Genomic DNA, 17,334 nt, shown 5'->3' with positions numbered 1-17,334 from the left:
TGTGTGGAGGAGCAGAGGATTTTATGAATGAAAAACCAATTATTTTTTATTTCTCATTAATCCCCCCTCGTTACAACGTCCACTTTCCCCGTTTCCGGATCGATGACGAGCCCATGAACTTTGATTCCTTCCGGCAGCAGCGGATGTTCCCTTACAATTTGAACGCTTTTCAAGACGGATTCCTCCACCGTGTTAAAACCATGGAACTCTTCGTCCAAGTGAATTCCACAATGTTCAAGTATATCTAGAGTTGATTCCGGAATTCCCCTGTTTACCATTTCTTTTTTTAGTGCTTCAATGTCAACATTGGACATGCCGCAGTCATGATGGCCGATAATGACTACTTCTTCGGCTTTTAATTTATAAATGGCAACTAAAATGCTTTTCATGACCGTATCAAAGGGTTTCCGGATTATTGCTCCGGCATTTTTAATTATTTTTACGTCACCATTTTGAATATTTAGCGCCCGGTGGAGAAGTTCGACGAGCCGGGACTCCATGCACGTAAAAATGACCATCCGTTTATTCGGATACGTATCCGTTTTATACAATTCGTATTCTTTGTTTTCCACAAATCGTTTATTAAATGCCAGCATCTCATCTAAATACATTGTTTCACCTGCTCCTTTAGAGAAAAATTTAAAAAAGGGAGGGGTATAACCCTCCGTTAGAAGTTTACCATATATGTAGTTTAAATGTCTCCTAATTTTTTTATTCCTTCGATTCCGCTTGCCAGCTGGCTGTCGACCACTTTGGCATCATTAATATGTTCCAGGAGCGCTTCTTTTATGGACTGGAAGTAGCTGTCCGAATGATCGATATGTTTTACCATATCTTGGGCAAGCTGATTTTGTGTATGGATATGATCAAGGACATCCTGGGAATTAGTTCTCACTGTTTCCAAAATCTTTTTCATTTCATCAAGCATTTTAACGGTTGTATTATTGAAGGCAGACGATTGTTTTACCTTTTCCTGACTGTCATACGCGCCCTGCTCCGCTTCGAAAATTTTTTCCTGGATCATGGTTGTTACTTCGTCGATATGCTGCGTGCTCTCCCGAGTATTTTCAGCCAGCTTGCGAATTTCCGAGGCAACAACGGCAAAGCCCCTGCCGTGTTCTCCTGCTCTTGCGGCCTCAATGGAAGCATTCAGCGCCAGCAGATTCGTCTGATTGGCAATTTCGCTGATAACTTGCACGATTTCCTTAATCGTATTGGAATGTTCCCCCAGTTCCTGCATGCTATTCGCTGTTTTTGTCATCTGGTCCGTTAAGTTATCCATAAATTCTTTATTTTGATGAACCGTTTCCTGATAATAATTTGTATACCCATTTAATTTATCGTAGGATTCCATTAATTCGTTTCCTTTTTTCACTAACGTATCCGATTGCTCAATTGACTCATGTCCAAGGGAATGAATGTGAAGCAGCCCTTCTTTTATTTGCATGACCAAATGTTCCAAATCCTGATGCTGATTGTTTACGATTTCGTGCTGCTCAATAGTACGGATAAGGTTTTGCTGGAATTCTTCTAAAATTTGTGCCTGTTTTTCGATGATTTCTTTCTTTTCTGCCTCTAATTGGGATATTTTTTCTCTGGCTTGAATAAGCTGTTCCTGGAGCAGTTTAATTTGCTTTGATTTTGTTACCATCACTTTACCCCCGAAAAATAATAATAAATAAAAGCGAATAGTTCATTTAACCTATATATTTATTTTCGGTAATGTGGTATAAAATGTAAAGGGTTGCAAGGAAAAGTTAACTAAACTTTCTTTTTTCCAAAGAATATTAACTTGATTAGAAAGGCGGAGGTCGCGATGATGAAAAATATGCTAATCATCCCAAATCAGCTTGTTATATGGATATCCGTGGCTTTCCGCTGGGAAATGTAGGAGACCGGCCTGTCTGTGCCCTCTTATCTCATATTGACTTTCGGAAGCATACGTCACGGACGTATGCTTTTTTCTGTTTCAGTTGCAGAAGGATATACTTTTTGCTAAAATTTTTAAATATTTTCTCAATAGTTTCGGACAAAAGAAGGTGATCCATATGTTTTCTGTATTAAAAAAATTAGGATGGTTTTTTAAGCATTACTGGAAGCGGTATATATTTGCGATTATTGCTTTGAATATGGCGAGTGCCCTCGGTCTTATTCCGCCGAAATTGGCTGGATTCGTCATTGATCATATTCAATTTGATACATTAACATCTCAAATTCTGTTTACCGTAATCATCGGCTATTTGGGATTGATCGTTACCCATTATACGATCTCGTTTTTGTGGGATTATATTCTCTTTGGCGGGGCGGCTATTCTGGAAAAATGGATGCGCAGCCGTTTGATGGATCATTATTTAAAAATGACTCCGTCTTTTTTTGCCAAATATCGCACCGGAGATTTAATGGCAAGGTCCACGAATGATTTGAAAGCAATTAGCCAGACGGCAGGTTTTGGGATTCTGACGCTTGTTGATTCTACCATTTTTATGTTTATGATTATCGCAATGATGGGGTTTACAATCAGCTGGAAACTGACTTTTGCCGCGCTGATTCCTTTGCCGATTATGGCAGTCATTATGAATAAATATGGTGCGGCAATCCATAAGCGCTTTACCGTTGCCCAGCAAGCTTTTGGAAATATGAACAACGAGGTGCTGGAATCGATCCGCGGTGTACGGGTCATTCGGGCATATGTACAGGAAGAGCAAGACGTCAAACGGTTTGAAAAGATGACGGAAGATGTTTACGGAAAAAATATGGAAGTTGCCAAAATCGATGCCTTGTTTGAGCCGACGATGAAAATTCTTGTCGGACTCTCCTATACAATCGGAATCGGCTACGGCGCCTTTTTAGTATTTGACAATGTCATCACTTTAGGGGATTTAGTCTCTTTTAACGTCTATTTGGGAATGTTAATTTGGCCGATGTTTGCCGTTGGAGAACTCATTAATGTTTTGCAGCGGGGAAATGCATCTCTCGACCGGGTAAATGAAACGCTAAGCTATGAACCTGATGTAAAAGATAAAGAGAACCCGGTACACGTCCCTTCGGTGGAATCGATTATTTTTGACGACGTATCTTTTTCTTATCCGGGAACGAAAGCAAAACAGCTGCAGCATATTAACTTGGAAATAAAAAGGGGACAAACGATCGGAATCGTTGGGAAAACCGGAAGCGGAAAGACATCATTGTTCAAAATTCTGCTCAGGCAATATCCCGGTTTTACCGGCCGTATTACCATTTCTGGCGTAAATCTGGAAGATATTAGCATAAAACAGATTCGGAACTGGATCGGCTATGTCCCTCAAGATCAGATGATGTTTTCCAAAACGATTCGGGAAAATATACAATTCGGAAAAAATGATGCAACCGATGAAGAAATATTGCGGGTTTTGGAATTGGCTCATTTTCTGGATGATATTCAGCAATTGCCGGAAGGGCTCGATACGAAAGTTGGAGAAAGCGGAGTAACGTTATCCGGGGGGCAAAAACAGCGGGTCGCTTTAGCAAGAGCATTTATTAAAGATCCGGAAGTTTTAGTTTTGGATGATTCTTTGTCGGCTGTAGACGGGAAAACGGAGGCAAAAATCATTGCCCATTTGCGAAAGAAGCGAAAAAACAGAACGACAATTATTTCCGCCCACCGCCTCTCAGCCGTAACCCATGCCGATCATATTATCGTTTTGGAAAACGGAAAAATCGCTGAAGAAGGCACGCACGAACAATTAATGGAGCGAGGCGGCTGGTATAAAGAACAATATGTGAAGCAACAGCTGGAAGAACAGGAGGTGGCACCGTAATGAAACCTTCTACGGAAAAACGTTTAATCCAATATGCCCTCAAATTTAAAAAGGAAATTCTCATTGGATTTTTTTGTCTGATGATTGCCGTTACCCTCGAACTGGCAGGCCCGCTCATTGCGAAAAAAGTAATTGACGACCATATTTTAGGTGTTGAAGGCTATTGGGTGGAAGTAAAGGATAGGGATAATCAAACCGTACCGTTTCAGGATAGTTACTATAAAAGAGCGGATCGGCTGACGGAGGAAGAAGATATAATCGGTGATCCGGTTACGATTTTGCATGTTGGCACCAATTATGTATACATTCCGGATGAAGCGCCGCTGCAAGGGAAAAGAGAGATACGGGATGGAGAAGTGGAAATAACGGCCGGGGAAGAAGTGTCCACCTTCCCGATGGAAAAACTTTCTTTGTCCGAGATTTATCCGTTTTTCAAACCGGAACAAAAACCGATTTTATTATTGCTCCTGCTCTACATGGTACTTATTATATTTTCCGGTCTGTTTAAGTTTTTTGAGACCTTTTATTTGCAAAAAGCAGCCAATCAGATTGTAAAGAAAATGCGCAACGACATATTTCGGCATATCCAGCGAATTCCGGTCAGCTACTTTGTCAATCATCCGGCAGGTTCAATTGTCGCCAGGATTACAAATGACACGGAGGCAATCCGGGATTTATATGAACGGGTACTGTCCATTGTCATTACAAGTTTTATTTACATGGCAGGAATTTATACTGCCTTATTTATTCTTGATCCGAAAATGGCAGCAATCTGTTTATTTATCGTTCCGTTATTATACATTTGGATGAAAGTATATAAATATTTCGGAACAAAATATAACAAAGTTGTCCGTGAAACAAACAGCGAAATAAATGGAAATATTAACGAAGCAATTCAAGGAATGACGGTTATTCAGGCATTTAATCAAGAAAAGAAAATGAAAGAGGATTTTGAAAAGCTAAATGAAAGACATTTTATCTATCAGCGAAAGCTTGTCAAATTAAGTGCATTGACTTCCTATAATCTCGTGACCGTTTGCCGCAACTTAACCTTCGTCCTTTTTCTCTGGTATTTTGGGTCGGCTTCGTTAAATATCGAAAATGTCATCTCCATTGGGATGCTTTACGCATTTATCGATTATATTACCCGTCTGTATGAACCAGTAACAGATATCGTAAATCAATTGCCATTGCTGGAACAAGCGCGGGTAGCAGGAAGCAGGGTATTTGCACTGATGGACGTTGAAGGGGAGGACGTTTTAATTAAAGAAACTGAAAAAATAAAGGGCAAAATCACGTTTGACGGTGTTACCTTTTCTTACAATGGAAAGGATGAGGTGATAAAGAATATTTCCTTTGAAATCAAGCCGGGCGAGACGGCTGCTTTTGTCGGCCATACCGGGTCTGGAAAGAGTTCCATCATGAATTTATTGTTCCGTTTTTACGACCCGCAAAAAGGAACGATTGCCATTGATGGTTATAACACAAACAACTGGTCGAGACAGCAAGTGCGCAGCCATATGGGTATCGTCCTGCAAGATCCGTTTTTGTTCAGCGGAACGATTCTTTCCAACGTTACGATGAACGATCCGAACATTCCAAAAGAAAAGGCCATCGCCGCCTTAAAAGCAGTAGGAGCGGATGATTTTATCGAAAAGTTGCCGAAAGGTTATGAAGAAGAGGTGACGGAAGGCGGCAAAACGTTCTCCCTCGGTCAGCGGCAGTTAATCTCCTTTGCCCGGGCGCTTGCTTTCGACCCGGCAATTCTCATCCTGGATGAGGCAACAGCAAATATCGATACGGAAACGGAAGAGACGATACAGCAAGCCTTGGAAGTACTGAAAAAAGGACGGACGACCTTGGTTATTGCCCACCGGTTATCCACCATCCAGCAGGCGGACATTATTTTTGTATTAAATCATGGTACAATAGTGGAAAAGGGAAATCATGAATCATTGATTGCCGAGAAAGGGCTATATTACCAAATGTATGAAATGCAGCAAGGGAAAACGAATGTGGTAGTATAAGCATTTCGGATGATGGAGTGAACGATGGATAAAAAAGAACAGTTGCAAGATATTATTGATGAGGATTTGTACGAAGAAATTGATGATGAGGAAATGTATGAATTAGTACAAAAAGAAAGGGAAAAGGCGCTGGCACGGCTGAAGGAAGAGAAAGAAAAACCGAAACAGCCTTTTCCAAGATGGGCTTTTTGGCTTATTGCCTTCTTTTTAGTATTTAATGTGTTCGCCCTTATCCCGGAAACCTTTTCCATTCCTGCAATTAAGTTTTTAAAAGCATCGGCTTCGTTGTCACTAAATCCGGATATCAAACAATATAAGGATGCGGTAGTCGTCATTGAAACGGAAAACAGCAAAGGAACCGGGTTCGCCATTTCACCAGACGGCATAGTAATTACAAATTACCACGTTATTGAGGATAAAAATACGTTAACTGTTGCTTTTCCGGAAGACGGGCTTTATTATGCAGAGGTGACAGAAATATACCCTTCGATCGATCTTGCGGTGCTTCAAGTAGAGGGGGAACAGCTGCCCCATTTAACCTTGGCAGAACATGCAGCCTATGAAGATAAGGAAAGGATTCGTTTTATCGGAAACCCTCTTCGGTTCAATGGCATTGCGAATGAAGGGGAAATTGTCGGTTCCACCCAGCTATCCAGCTGGAAAGAAGAAGTAATGATGATTAAAGCCCCAGTATACCGGGGAAATAGCGGAAGCCCGGTCATAAACGGAGAAGGAAAGGTGATTGGTGTCATTTTTGCTACCATGCAGCATGAGGTACACGGAAAAGTTGGCCTGTTTGTGCCGATTGATTTGTTCCATCAATATCGCTCAGAATAAACTTAATCCCCCAAAAGTTTAAGAAGCTTTTGGGGGTTGTCTTTATATTTCCATCGTTAACGTCGGGGTTTGTTTCATGGCGTGGTCAATATAATAAAGAAGGTTATCATGGGTACGGATTATTTTCTGTTCATCAAAAGAGTAATGGAAGGCATGCAAAAATTGCTGTATCCGCTTCGATAATATATCGTCTTCAGTTCTTACCATCAGCACGAGCAAATCATCCCATTGGCCCCAAAGGGTATAATACAGTGCTTTGTCGTAATCTAACACAAAATTCCCCTCCTTCGTTTCCAGGGCTATTCATATTTTACCCGTTTATCTTATTAAATGTTGCTTAAACCAATGGTGTGAGAACCATTTAAAGGCAAAGGTTTTCAGGTATAGACGGTTTAAGAATAAACATACTAAAGCTAGGTTCACCAAAAAGGAGGTTACTTCATTTGAAAAAAGTACTAATTTCTGGTGGATTAGCTGTATTTATAGCCCTGGCCGGCTGTCAGGCAACGAATGAAGAAGGGGCAAGGCATCCCGACAATAACATCGACCGCTATCAAAATACTACTACAGAGCGGTGGGCAAACGATCGAAACTATACAATGGAGCGGGATGCGGACCGTTACCAAAACCGGGATTTTCGCAATGTAAACAACCGGTTTGGCGACCGTACTGATAATGTTCAGCGAGTGCGGAACAACAATAACGAAAACCGCTACGAAATCGCAGAAGAGGCAGCAGAGAAAATTACGGAACAAGTGGCAGAAATTGAAAGCGCATATGTATTGACGACAGACAACAATGCTTACGTTGCAGCCGAATTGGATACAAGCCATCGGAATAAAAACACGAATAACCGTAACCGTTTTGATGATGAAGTTTCGGACGAAGTAAAAGAAAAAATTGCCGATATTGTCCGTTCTGTCGACCGGGACATTGAAAATGTGTACGTATCAACGAACCCTGATTTCTTTGACTTGACGAACGGATATATTGATGATGTAAACCGTGGTGAACCAGTAGAAGGATTTTTTGATCAATTCAGCAATATGATTGAACGGTTATTTCCGCAAAACCGGTAAATTTGCAAAAGGGGAGAGCTATTGATTGAGCTGTCCCTTTTTTTATGCGCATATTCTATTTTTTTCCTATCAGCTGTGCTACAATATGTTAAAAAATGGAATGGGAGGAAACTAGATGAGTCATAACGTTTTGACCTATTTACAAGAAAATCGGGAACAGCTGCTTGAAAAATTAAAAGAATTTTTAGCGATACCTAGTGTAAGTACAGACAGCTCCCATCGAAATGATATTCAGCAGGCAGCAGACTATCTCGTTACATATTTACAGGAAATCGGTTTCAAAGCGGAAAAAATGCCGACAGGCGGGCATCCGCTCGTTTACGGGGAATACCTCGCCAGAGAAGATGCACCAACCGTACTTTTGTATGGTCATTATGATGTACAGCCGGCAGACCCCCTGGAAGAATGGGAAAGCGAGCCGTTTCAGCCGGTAATCCGGAACGGGCGGATTTATGCCCGCGGAGCTAGCGATGATAAAGGACAAGTTTTCATGCATTTAGCTGTGTTTGAAGCATATATGAAGACAGAAGGGAAGCTCCCTGTCAATGTTAAGGTTTGTCTCGAAGGGGAAGAGGAAATTGGCAGCAAAAATTTATATGCATTTCTGGAGAAGAATAAGGAGTTATTTTCTGCCGATTTTGCCGTAATTTCCGATTCTGGGATGATTGCCAAAAATCAGCCGACGATTGTATACGGTCTAAAAGGTTTGGCAGCCATTGAAATTACAGTAACCGGACCGGATCACGACCTTCATTCCGGAGCATATGGAGGTGCAGTCCGGAATCCGATTATGGCCTTAAGCCATATTTTGGCATCGATGAAAAATAAAGATGAAGTCGTCACTGTTGAAGGATTTTATGATGGGGTAGAGCCTCTTAGTGAAGATGAACGAAAGAAAATCGCTCAAATTCCAGGTGAAGACTTTGCAGAGGCAACCGGCGCACCGGAAACCGTATCGGAAAAAGGCTATACACCGGAGGAACATACGATGGCAAGGCCGACATTGGAAATTAACGGGATTTATGGAGGTTATCAGGGAGAGGGTACAAAGACGATTATCCCGTCCAAAGCTACAGCGAAAATCACCTGCCGCTTAGTACCAGGCCAAGATCCGAAACGAATTCAAAAACTTCTGGAAGAACATGTGCAAAAAACGGCACCTAAAGGGGTTACGGTCGAGGTGAAAAAGGAATCCGGTTCGGCAAAAGCGTATAAAGTGGAGCCGAATCACCCATTAATTCAAAAGGCGGCCGAAAGTTATACGAAAAGCCTTGGCAAGGAGACGGTGTACGTACGCATGGGCGGTTCCATTCCTGTTGTGGAATGGATTGACGATATATATGACATGCCGATTGTTCTCCTCGGATTCGGTACACCAGAGGACCGGCTTCATTCTCCGAATGAAAGCTTTCCATTGGACAGTTTCGATAAAGGGATGGAAACATTAGTCTACTATTGGGAAAAAGTTGCGTCTAAATAACGGTTGAAAGGGGAGGAACCGGTTGGGTAAATTTGCAGTAGTTACGGGCGATTCAAGAGGATTGGGGAAGGCGGTCAGTTCGCTCTTTTTAGAATCCGGCATCGGAGTCATCGGCCTATCCCGAAACCGAAACTTGGAGCTGGAAGAAATAGCTGAAGAAAACCATTGTTTCTACAAGCATTTGCCGATTGACCTAGCCAATATACAATCCATTGAAGAAAATTTCCCTGCGATAGCTGACACCCTCCTGGAGCAGGAAGCAACAACGGTTTATTTGATTAATAATGCAGCATCGGTAGAGCCGATTGAACGGGCAGAAAATGTAAAGCAGACAGATTTATTGCGGCATTTTCAGCTCAATGCGGTTGCCCCGATGACATTAACTAATTTATTGTTAAAATTTGCCTCCGAAAAAGGAATGCTGCTTCGGATTACGATGATTACGTCCGGAGCGGCTGTCCGGCCGACATCTGGATGGAGCGCCTATTGTTCTTCAAAGGCAAGCATTAACATGTATACGCAAACGGTGGCCCTGGAGCAGGATGAAACGAATACCGGCCATAAAATTATTGCATTTAGCCCAGGTATAATGGATACGGAAATGCAAGCGGTTATCCGTTCCAGTTCCGCATCCGCCTTTTCTGGCGTGAAGACTTTCCAGCAGTATAAAGAAAATAATGCATTGCGGAACCCGGCGCTCATTGCCAGCGTACTAATCGACATCTTATTTGATGAAGGAATGGTTAACGGGAAAATATATGATGTCAAAAATTATGTTTAAGGTTTCAGCAGGAAAGGGGACGCATGTCCCTTTTGCTGCTTTTCTTTATTTCTCTCCTGCAGAAGTAATCACTTTATGGTACACTCAATAATAGCATTTTTTAATTCATGCTTCAGAGAGGAAGATGTAAGTTGATTACCCGTAAAAGCAAACGAGAAATTGAAAAGATGAAAAAAGCCGGAGAACTGCTCGTTCAATGTCATAAAGAAATTGCCAAGATGATCAAACCTGGAATAACGACAATGGAGATCGATACTTTTGTAGAGGAATTTTTGCGCAAGAACGGGGCAACACCAGAACAAAAAGGGTATAACGGATATCCTTATGCCATTTGTGCCTCCATCAATGATGAAATCTGCCACGGATTTCCCCGCCATGAGAAACTTAAAAACGGGGACATTGTGACAATAGACATGGTTGTTAATTTAGATGGAGGGCTTGCCGATTCGGCGTGGACATATGCTGTCGGGGAAGTAGATGAAAAAGGGAAACGATTAATGGAAGTGACAAAAACTGCGTTATACAAAGGTATTGAACAAGCGCAAGCCGGCAATCGGATTGGCGATATTGGCCACGCCATTCAGACATATGCTGAAGGGGAAGGCTTTTCCGTCGTGAGGGATTTTACCGGCCATGGCATCGGACCGACTATTCACGAAGATCCCCACATTCCGCATTTTGGCCTTCCGAATAAGGGGTTAAGGTTAAAGGAAGGAATGGTTATTACGATTGAGCCGATGATCAATGAAGGCGTTTGGCAAAGCAAAATGGATGCTAATGGATGGACAGCCAGAACAGCCGATGGCAGCCGTTCTGCCCAATACGAGCATACGTTAGTTATTACAAAAGACGGTCCGCTTATTTTAACAGAACAAGATAATTGATTCGGGAGGGCTTGGAATTATCCAAGTCCCTTTTTTTTTAATTTAAGCAAATAGTCAAAACTCTTTCTCTTATTAACAAAATTCGTTATAATAATTTTAATTTTATCAAAATAATGGGGGGATGACCGATGGGGACAAAAGTGAATTCAAATGTTTCGCAAAAGGCGGCAAAATCACCTAGCTTAAATATGATTCAGCAAGGGCTAATCACCGGTTTTCCGATCATGCTCGGATATTTGCCCATCGCGATTACCTTTGGCGTTTTGGCAAAGCAAGCAGGAATGACTCTTTGGGAACTGACCTTAATGAGTATGCTCGTATTTGCCGGTGCATCCCAGTTTATGGGAGCAAATATGATTGCTGTCGGAGCAGGTGCAATTGAAATCGTCATAGCTACATTCGTGCTTAATTTCCGGCATTTCGTCATGAACTTATCATTTATGAATCAGCTGCGTCCTATTGCGCTAAGATGGAAAATTCCACTGTCTTTAGGATTAACCGATGAATCATTTGCGGTATCCTCCATGCATCCGGATAAAGCAAAGGAGGAAAAAGGCGGATATTTTTACGCATCTCTTTTTCTCGTTGCTTATCTTTCATGGGTGTTAGGTTCGCTATTGGGCGGTATTTTAGGGGATATTATCCCGGAAATATTAAGCCAAAGTATGGGGATTGCCCTCTATGCGATGTTTATCGGATTGCTAGTTCCGTCCGTGAAAAAGGAGAAAAAAGTCGGGCTCATTGCTATTCTGGCGATGCTGATAAATGCTCTGTGCGTACAACTCGGCATGAGTGCCGGATGGGGTATTGTTACGGCAACAGTTATTGGCGGATTTAGCGGCATCTTCTTGCTAAAGGAGGAGAAAGAATGACAATTATAATGATTATACTTGGTATGTCTTTTGTTACGATGCTGCCGAGGGTTATTCCGGCTTTTGTAGTAGAAAAGCTGCAATTCCGTCCCTGGATTAATCAATGGCTTAGCGCCATCCCCTATGCAGCCTTAGGAGCGTTGATATTTCCCGGGATTCTTTCCGTCGTTCCGGATCAGCCGTTTATCGGTATTATTGGCGGTATCATTGCAATTATATTAGCTCTTTTTGGGTTAAATGTCGTTCTCGTCGTTATCGGTGCGATTTTAACTGTATTCCTATTGACACTTTAGCCGCCGCATCCTTATAAGAAATATATCCGCGACATTTGGCAGCAATTGTTTGCTTCGGAAAGAAGGACATTTTAGCTGTATACATAATGCTTCCAATAATTAAAAGTCCTGCATATACGGTCAAATATTTGCAGGACTTGTCGAGTTTTAATCATTTTCCTGTTTCTTATGCTGATTTTCCTTCGGGAAATACGGTTCGATATGGATGTGGGCATGGCTTATGCGAAAATTCCCTTCCAGCTGTTTCTCTACTTTATCTGCAATTTGGTGGCCTTCATCTACTGTTAACGACGGGTCTACTAATATCGTTGCTTCAATTAACAGTCCATTTCCGTGGATTCGGCCTTTTACATCTAAAACGTGCAGCACATCATCTACTTCTCGAATACTTTCTTTAATTTGAATCAGCTGATCTTCATCAAACCCATCGGTTAATGTATGAGTTGCATCTTTAAAAATCTCCCATGCAGTTTTGCAAATAATAATTCCTACGATAAAACCTGCCAACGGATCTAACCAAAGGAGACCGAGTTGGGCTCCGCCAATTCCGACGAATGCTCCTAGACTGACTAAAGCATCGGAGCGGTTATCCTGGCTTGCGGCGTATAAGGACGCGCTTTCAATCCGTTTGGACAGCTTTAAATTGTACCGGTAGACAAAAAACATGACAAGGGCAGAACCGAGGGCGGTCCAGGCGGTAATCATGTCGGGCTGGGGTACCGTGCCGGAAAAAATAGTTTGGAGCGTGTCAATAATTACCTCAATTCCGACAACTGCCATAATAAAAGCGGCGAATAGCGATGCGACGGATTCAGCCCGGTAATGGCCGTAATGGTGATCTTCGTCCGGCGGTTTCCGGGAGATTTTCAGGCCAATCAAGACAGCGACCGATGCGACAACATCGGTCGAATTATTTAATCCGTCCGCTCTGAGTGCATCGGAATCGCCAATATAGGCAACGACGATTTTGACAGCAGATAAAATAATGTATGTAATGATGCTAAGCCAAGCACCTTTTTCCCCTTTTTTTAAGTTGTCTGAATAATTCATCTTTTCCTCCACTGCTTGTTTAAGCTTATTTCAGTCTATCAAATGAAGTTGGGTGGGTCTAGAGCAACAAAGAAGAGCATGGTAATATGTATTGGCTAAAGGAAACTTTCCGTATATGTTGAAATTTTCTGAATTTTCCACGATAATATAGAGAATAGGAATTTAGTTTGAATACCAATGATAGAGGTGGCTTATGGGTAGAAATAGGAAAGTAATTCGTCGGCAAAACCGGATTTTAATTAACATTCTTATCTTTTCTTTTGTGCTCGGAGCAGGTGCAGAGCTTATTTTAGGTGCTCCAACAGCCAATATTTTATCCATTAGTATTGGTGGAATCTTTGGCATTTCCCTTGCTCTGTTTTTCCACATAAAAGAAATATATATGAAAGCTGTACCTTATATTGCAATCTTTGTGATATCCGGTATTACCTTGTTAATTATGGCCAGTTCCAGCTATGTGACAAATATATTATTTATCTTTTATTTGCTGGCAGTAGCAGCTGTGTCGCTGTCTTTGACGGTTTTACATATTGGCGGGGCACTCGGATTATTGCTGCTTGCCTATTATGTCGGAATCAAAGGGGGGATTGTCGGCTTAGATTTACGGGCAACCGCCATTACGATCGTCTTTTATATTCTTATTTTTACTGTGCTTGTGATGCAAGTGAAAATTGCCCGGTCCCTTATTTCCGATGCGGAAAATGCATTACAGCAAAATCACCAATATTTACGAAAACAAGAGAAATTTGTTGAAATCGTTCAAGATGGGGCAAAAGACGTACGAAAACAGATGGATATCATTGAACAGGACAGCCGAATGAATTCAGCCTCTTTCCAGGAAATGCTGCAAGCCTTCCGCGAAATCAATGAAGCAGGCAAAGCTCAGGCCGAATCGGCAACTAGAATTACCGTAACGACCGAAACGGCGGAAAAATTAGTGGAAGAGATGATCGATTCCTTTATGGAGAACAGCAAAAACGGCAAAAAACTGACGGATTTATCCAAAAAGGGAAGGCAGTCAATGGAAGCACTAATGAATCTGCTCTATGGATATCAACAATCCTTTAATCAGCTGATTACCAATACGGAAGCTTTAATCGCAAAGCTGAAGGAAAATCACCAGTTCACCTATAAAATTCAGGATATTGCCGCTCAAACCAATTTATTGGCCCTAAATGCCAGCATCGAAGCGGCAAGGGCAGGAGAATCAGGTAAAGGTTTTTCTGTCGTTGCTAATGAAGTCCGCAAGTTAGCCGAGCAAACCCATAATTTTGCAGTCCAAATGAGCGAAAATTTAAGGGCTGTCGAAACGAACGTCATGGAAACGGAGCAGGAAGTCCAGAGAAATAAAAAGCAATTGGAAGAAAGCTCAGCGACGGTTGCCATTGCTAACGAGCATTTTGAAGAGATTTCGGAGCAATTATTCCGTTTTGTGCATGAAATTGACTCACTTCATAATAAAGCAGAGAAAATCAAATACTCGGCAAAGACAATTGATCAGTCTGTTGACCAGCTTGCCTCCCTCATGGAAGAAACATCGGCAACCATCGAACAGCTGGAAGGGGTTATTAACGGACAGGCCGATCGATTGAAACATTTAGTAGAAGCGATCGAACGATCTAACGAAGCAGCGGCTACATTGGAAAATTTAAGGTAATCTTAAAACTTCATTTTTCCCAGGAATGGTATGATGAATGAAGATTATGCGCAACAATAAATTGTTTAATAAGGCAAATTTAAGAGGGAGGGAAAGAGTTGGATAAGAAAAAAATTCAGCGCAGCTGGATGCTGTATGATTTTGGAAATTCGGCTTTTGCGACGACGATTATGGCTGCAGTTCTTCCTGTATATTATTCTACCGTCGCTGCCAGCGGGATTGACAGCCATTTGGCGACAAGTTACTGGGGGTATTCCCAGTCGATTTCCGTACTTATCGTAGCGATATTAGCTCCGATTTTAGGTGCGATTAGTGACTTCTCCTATGCTAAAAAGAAATTTCTGCAATTTTTCGCGTTTATGGGTATTGTTGCCAGTATTTTATTGGCCTTTGTCGGAGAAGGGGATTATATTTTAGCTTCTGTATTATTTATCGTAGGATCAATCGGTTTTTCCGGTGCCAACGTCTTTTACGATGCACTGCTGCCTCAAGTCGCAGACAAAGAAGAAATCGACCGGGTTTCTTCCGGAGGCTTTGCCTACGGCTATATTGGCGGGGGAGTCCTTTTGGCAGTCAATATTTTGATGATTTTAAAACCTGGATTATTCGGCCTGCCAAACTCGATTGTCGCCACACAACTTTCTTTTGTGACGGTCGGGATATGGTGGCTCGTTTTTTCCATTCCGTTAATCAAGAATATAAAGGAAGAAAAGAAGCAGACGGTAAAAAGGAACCGTTCCTACGTTGCCATTGGCTTTTCCCGGCTTGGGGATACCTTTCGGGAAATTAAACGATATAAACAGCTTTTATTATTCCTTTTTGCCTTCTGGCTATATAATGATGGAATTTCTACCATTATTAGGATGGCAACCATCTATGGCAGTGAAATAGGAATTGACAGCAATGCGCTTATTGTCGCTCTGTTGATTACCCAATTCGTTGGAATTCCTTTTACTTTCTTTTTTGGCTGGCTGGCAGGAAAAATAACCGCGAAAAAGGCGCTCTATATTACGTTATATTCCTATTTAATCATTGTTATTATCGGCTATTTCATGTCCAGCGCCTTGCATTTTTACTTATTGGCCATCTGTGTCGGAATGGTGCAAGGAGGTGCCCAAGCCTTAAGCAGATCCATTTACGGCAGCATGATACCAGAGAATAAACACGCAGAATTTTTTGGGTTTTATGGGATTTCCTCAAAATTTGCCGCGGTGGCTGGTCCGTTTGTCTTTGCTTTTATTGGGCAAATTACCGGAAATAGCAGATTTGGAATCATATCCTTAATCATTTTCTTTATTGCCGGCATCATCTTATTAAAGTTTGTCGATGTAGAGAAAGGAATAGAAGAAGCAAAAGCGGGATAATAGAAAGGAAAAGAGGCGGAATTGTTCCGCCTCTTTTAAATAATTGCATCGTAATATTTATTTTCTAACCCGAGTTCGACTGGTTTGCCAGTATCATAAGATATATCCCCAATAAGGGTCCTAAGCTTATGAATGGATGAATGCTCCTCTTTCCAATAGCGGATGATTTCCGTTATTACTTCGACCGCTTCCATTTTGCTCTCTTCAAAAAGCTCCAAAAAACTTTTGTTGCTCGGCTCATTCGTTGCAGAGTGATACCAGGTAGAATGGTTTAAATTCAAGTAATCCCGATCGTCTTCCACCGGCTGATGGGAATAGGAAGAAATCAGTGACGGAATTAGAGCATTTTTCCAGCCGTACGGATCATATAAAATTTTTAGTGCCAAGAGCATATCCCGGTACGCTTTTTGGATATAGGCAGGAGAGTCCTGATGATGTTCCGGATAATGTTTTCGAATCGTATCATGCAGTATGTGGACAATGTTCCGGTCTAAATGCCTGCCGACATCAATTTCTTTATATACTTTCGTTTTCCATGTTTTCAGATTGTATTTTTTTTCGGCCAGCAACGTATCGATAATAATTTCTAACTTTTGATGGTTGCTGCCTTGGTATCCTGCCCGATAATGAATATATGGATGGGTATTCCGGTCGAGTATATGATGGGTAACGAAACCGATAATAAAGGCTTGTGCCTGCTGGCTCGCATGTTTCCCGGAAATAATCAAATCCATGAGGAAATCCCCACATTTTTTCGTGTGGATTGCCATACCGATTTCACGTACAGGTTCGTCTTTCACCCACGGCCAAAACCGATAGTAAAACAATGGATCTGGTCCTTGTGCCCCGAGTTTAATGAACGATTCATTCGGAGAAGAGATTGGTTTCGTTATCGCATCGACTACTTCTTCACTAAAAAGAATATGGGTCCATACATTCGGCATAGCACTTTCCTCCTTTCTTTGGAAACAAACTTCCCTTTACTTTTATTATAAAGAAGAATAGCACGGTGCGGATAAGTTTAGTATTACAAATTTGTGGCGTTTCCCTTGTTGTATAACAATTTTAGCAAATTTGAGCACAGAGAGGAAATAGTTTTATTTAAGTTTACCCAAAAATAAAGCTTGACTTTGAAACAAAAACAGGCATCCGAAAATTTGGTGCAAAAGAGCACTTTTGGATGCCTGTTTTTCTCTCTATGGATCCAAAATGG

At 41.6% G+C, this 17,334-nt stretch carries 16 protein-coding genes; 11 read left to right on the top strand and 5 right to left on the bottom strand.

The window, feature by feature from the left end; all coding sequences use genetic code 11:
* Window positions 1-56: 56 nt before the first annotated feature.
* Window positions 57-611, bottom strand: a complete 555-nt coding sequence (locus IEV18_RS08685; protein WP_188391998.1) for a beta-class carbonic anhydrase — start codon at window positions 609-611, stop codon at window positions 57-59.
* An 80-nt stretch (window positions 612-691) separates the two neighbouring features.
* Window positions 692-1,651, bottom strand: a complete 960-nt coding sequence (locus IEV18_RS17530; protein ID WP_188391997.1) for a methyl-accepting chemotaxis protein — start codon at window positions 1,649-1,651, stop codon at window positions 692-694.
* Window positions 1,652-2,048: 397 nt separating this feature from the next.
* Between IEV18_RS17530 and IEV18_RS08675 the strand changes: the two genes are divergently transcribed.
* From IEV18_RS08675 to IEV18_RS08665, 3 genes are read left to right on the top strand one after another with little or no spacing between them, the layout of a single operon-like run.
* The gene (locus IEV18_RS08675) at window positions 2,049-3,797 is read left to right on the top strand and encodes an ABC transporter ATP-binding protein (protein WP_188391996.1); all 1,749 of its coding nucleotides are present in this window, start codon (window positions 2,049-2,051) and stop codon (window positions 3,795-3,797) included.
* Window positions 3,797-5,824 carry an ABC transporter ATP-binding protein gene (locus IEV18_RS08670; RefSeq protein ID WP_188391995.1) on the top strand — a complete coding sequence of 676 codons (2,028 nt, stop codon included), beginning with the start codon at window positions 3,797-3,799 and terminating at the stop codon, window positions 5,822-5,824. Before IEV18_RS08675 ends, IEV18_RS08670 begins: the two co-directional genes overlap by 1 nt.
* A 24-nt stretch (window positions 5,825-5,848) precedes the next feature.
* Window positions 5,849-6,661: a S1C family serine protease gene (locus IEV18_RS08665; RefSeq protein ID WP_188391994.1), complete on the top strand. Its 813-nt coding sequence runs from the start codon at window positions 5,849-5,851 to the stop codon at window positions 6,659-6,661.
* A 42-nt stretch (window positions 6,662-6,703) separates the two neighbouring features.
* Here IEV18_RS08665 and IEV18_RS08660 read toward each other — a convergent pair whose 3' ends face one another.
* Window positions 6,704-6,934 carry a YhdB family protein gene (locus IEV18_RS08660; protein WP_188391993.1) on the bottom strand — a complete coding sequence of 77 codons (231 nt, stop codon included), beginning with the start codon at window positions 6,932-6,934 and terminating at the stop codon, window positions 6,704-6,706.
* Between the two features lie 170 nt (window positions 6,935-7,104).
* On the opposite strand from IEV18_RS08660, the gene IEV18_RS08655 reads away from it, so the two are divergent.
* From IEV18_RS08655 to IEV18_RS08630, 6 genes are all read left to right on the top strand, one after another.
* Window positions 7,105-7,740 (top strand): YhcN/YlaJ family sporulation lipoprotein, encoded by a 636-nt coding sequence (locus IEV18_RS08655; protein ID WP_229733607.1) that lies wholly within the window; start codon window positions 7,105-7,107, stop codon window positions 7,738-7,740.
* A 115-nt stretch (window positions 7,741-7,855) separates the two neighbouring features.
* Window positions 7,856-9,220 carry a dipeptidase gene (locus tag IEV18_RS08650; protein ID WP_188391992.1) on the top strand — a complete coding sequence of 455 codons (1,365 nt, stop codon included), beginning with the start codon at window positions 7,856-7,858 and terminating at the stop codon, window positions 9,218-9,220.
* Between the two features lie 22 nt (window positions 9,221-9,242).
* The gene (locus tag IEV18_RS08645; protein ID WP_188391991.1) at window positions 9,243-10,001 is read left to right on the top strand and encodes a (S)-benzoin forming benzil reductase; all 759 of its coding nucleotides are present in this window, start codon (window positions 9,243-9,245) and stop codon (window positions 9,999-10,001) included.
* Window positions 10,002-10,132: 131 nt separating this feature from the next.
* Entirely contained in the window at window positions 10,133-10,885 is a 753-nt protein-coding gene (gene map, locus IEV18_RS08640) for a type I methionyl aminopeptidase (RefSeq protein ID WP_188391990.1), read from the top strand.
* A 128-nt stretch (window positions 10,886-11,013) separates the two neighbouring features.
* A complete protein-coding gene (locus IEV18_RS08635) occupies window positions 11,014-11,757 on the top strand; it encodes an AzlC family ABC transporter permease (protein ID WP_188391989.1) in 744 nt (247 codons plus the stop codon).
* Window positions 11,754-12,050: an AzlD domain-containing protein gene (locus IEV18_RS08630; RefSeq protein ID WP_188391988.1), complete on the top strand. Its 297-nt coding sequence runs from the start codon at window positions 11,754-11,756 to the stop codon at window positions 12,048-12,050. The genes IEV18_RS08635 and IEV18_RS08630 overlap by 4 nt, the downstream gene beginning before the upstream one ends.
* A 147-nt stretch (window positions 12,051-12,197) precedes the next feature.
* Here IEV18_RS08630 and IEV18_RS08625 read toward each other — a convergent pair whose 3' ends face one another.
* A complete protein-coding gene (locus IEV18_RS08625; protein WP_188391987.1) occupies window positions 12,198-13,100 on the bottom strand; it encodes a cation diffusion facilitator family transporter in 903 nt (300 codons plus the stop codon).
* Window positions 13,101-13,293: 193 nt separating this feature from the next.
* Here IEV18_RS08625 and IEV18_RS08620 point away from each other — a divergent pair, with 193 nt between their 5' ends.
* Complete coding sequence (locus IEV18_RS08620; protein WP_188391986.1) at window positions 13,294-14,757, top strand: methyl-accepting chemotaxis protein; 1,464 nt, start codon at window positions 13,294-13,296, stop codon at window positions 14,755-14,757.
* 128 nt (window positions 14,758-14,885) lie between these two features.
* Window positions 14,886-16,121, top strand: a complete 1,236-nt coding sequence (locus IEV18_RS08615; protein ID WP_188392019.1) for an MFS transporter — start codon at window positions 14,886-14,888, stop codon at window positions 16,119-16,121.
* A gap of 35 nt (window positions 16,122-16,156) precedes the next feature.
* On the opposite strand, the gene IEV18_RS08610 is transcribed toward IEV18_RS08615, so the two are convergent.
* A complete protein-coding gene (locus IEV18_RS08610; protein WP_188391985.1) occupies window positions 16,157-17,065 on the bottom strand; it encodes a zinc dependent phospholipase C family protein in 909 nt (302 codons plus the stop codon).
* Between the last annotated feature and the right edge of the window lie 269 nt (window positions 17,066-17,334).

This window comes from Compostibacillus humi (genome assembly GCF_014637175.1).
GTDB lineage: Bacteria > Bacillota > Bacilli > Bacillales > Amphibacillaceae > Oceanobacillus > Oceanobacillus humi.
This window is presented reverse-complemented; position numbering and strand designations above follow the sequence as displayed.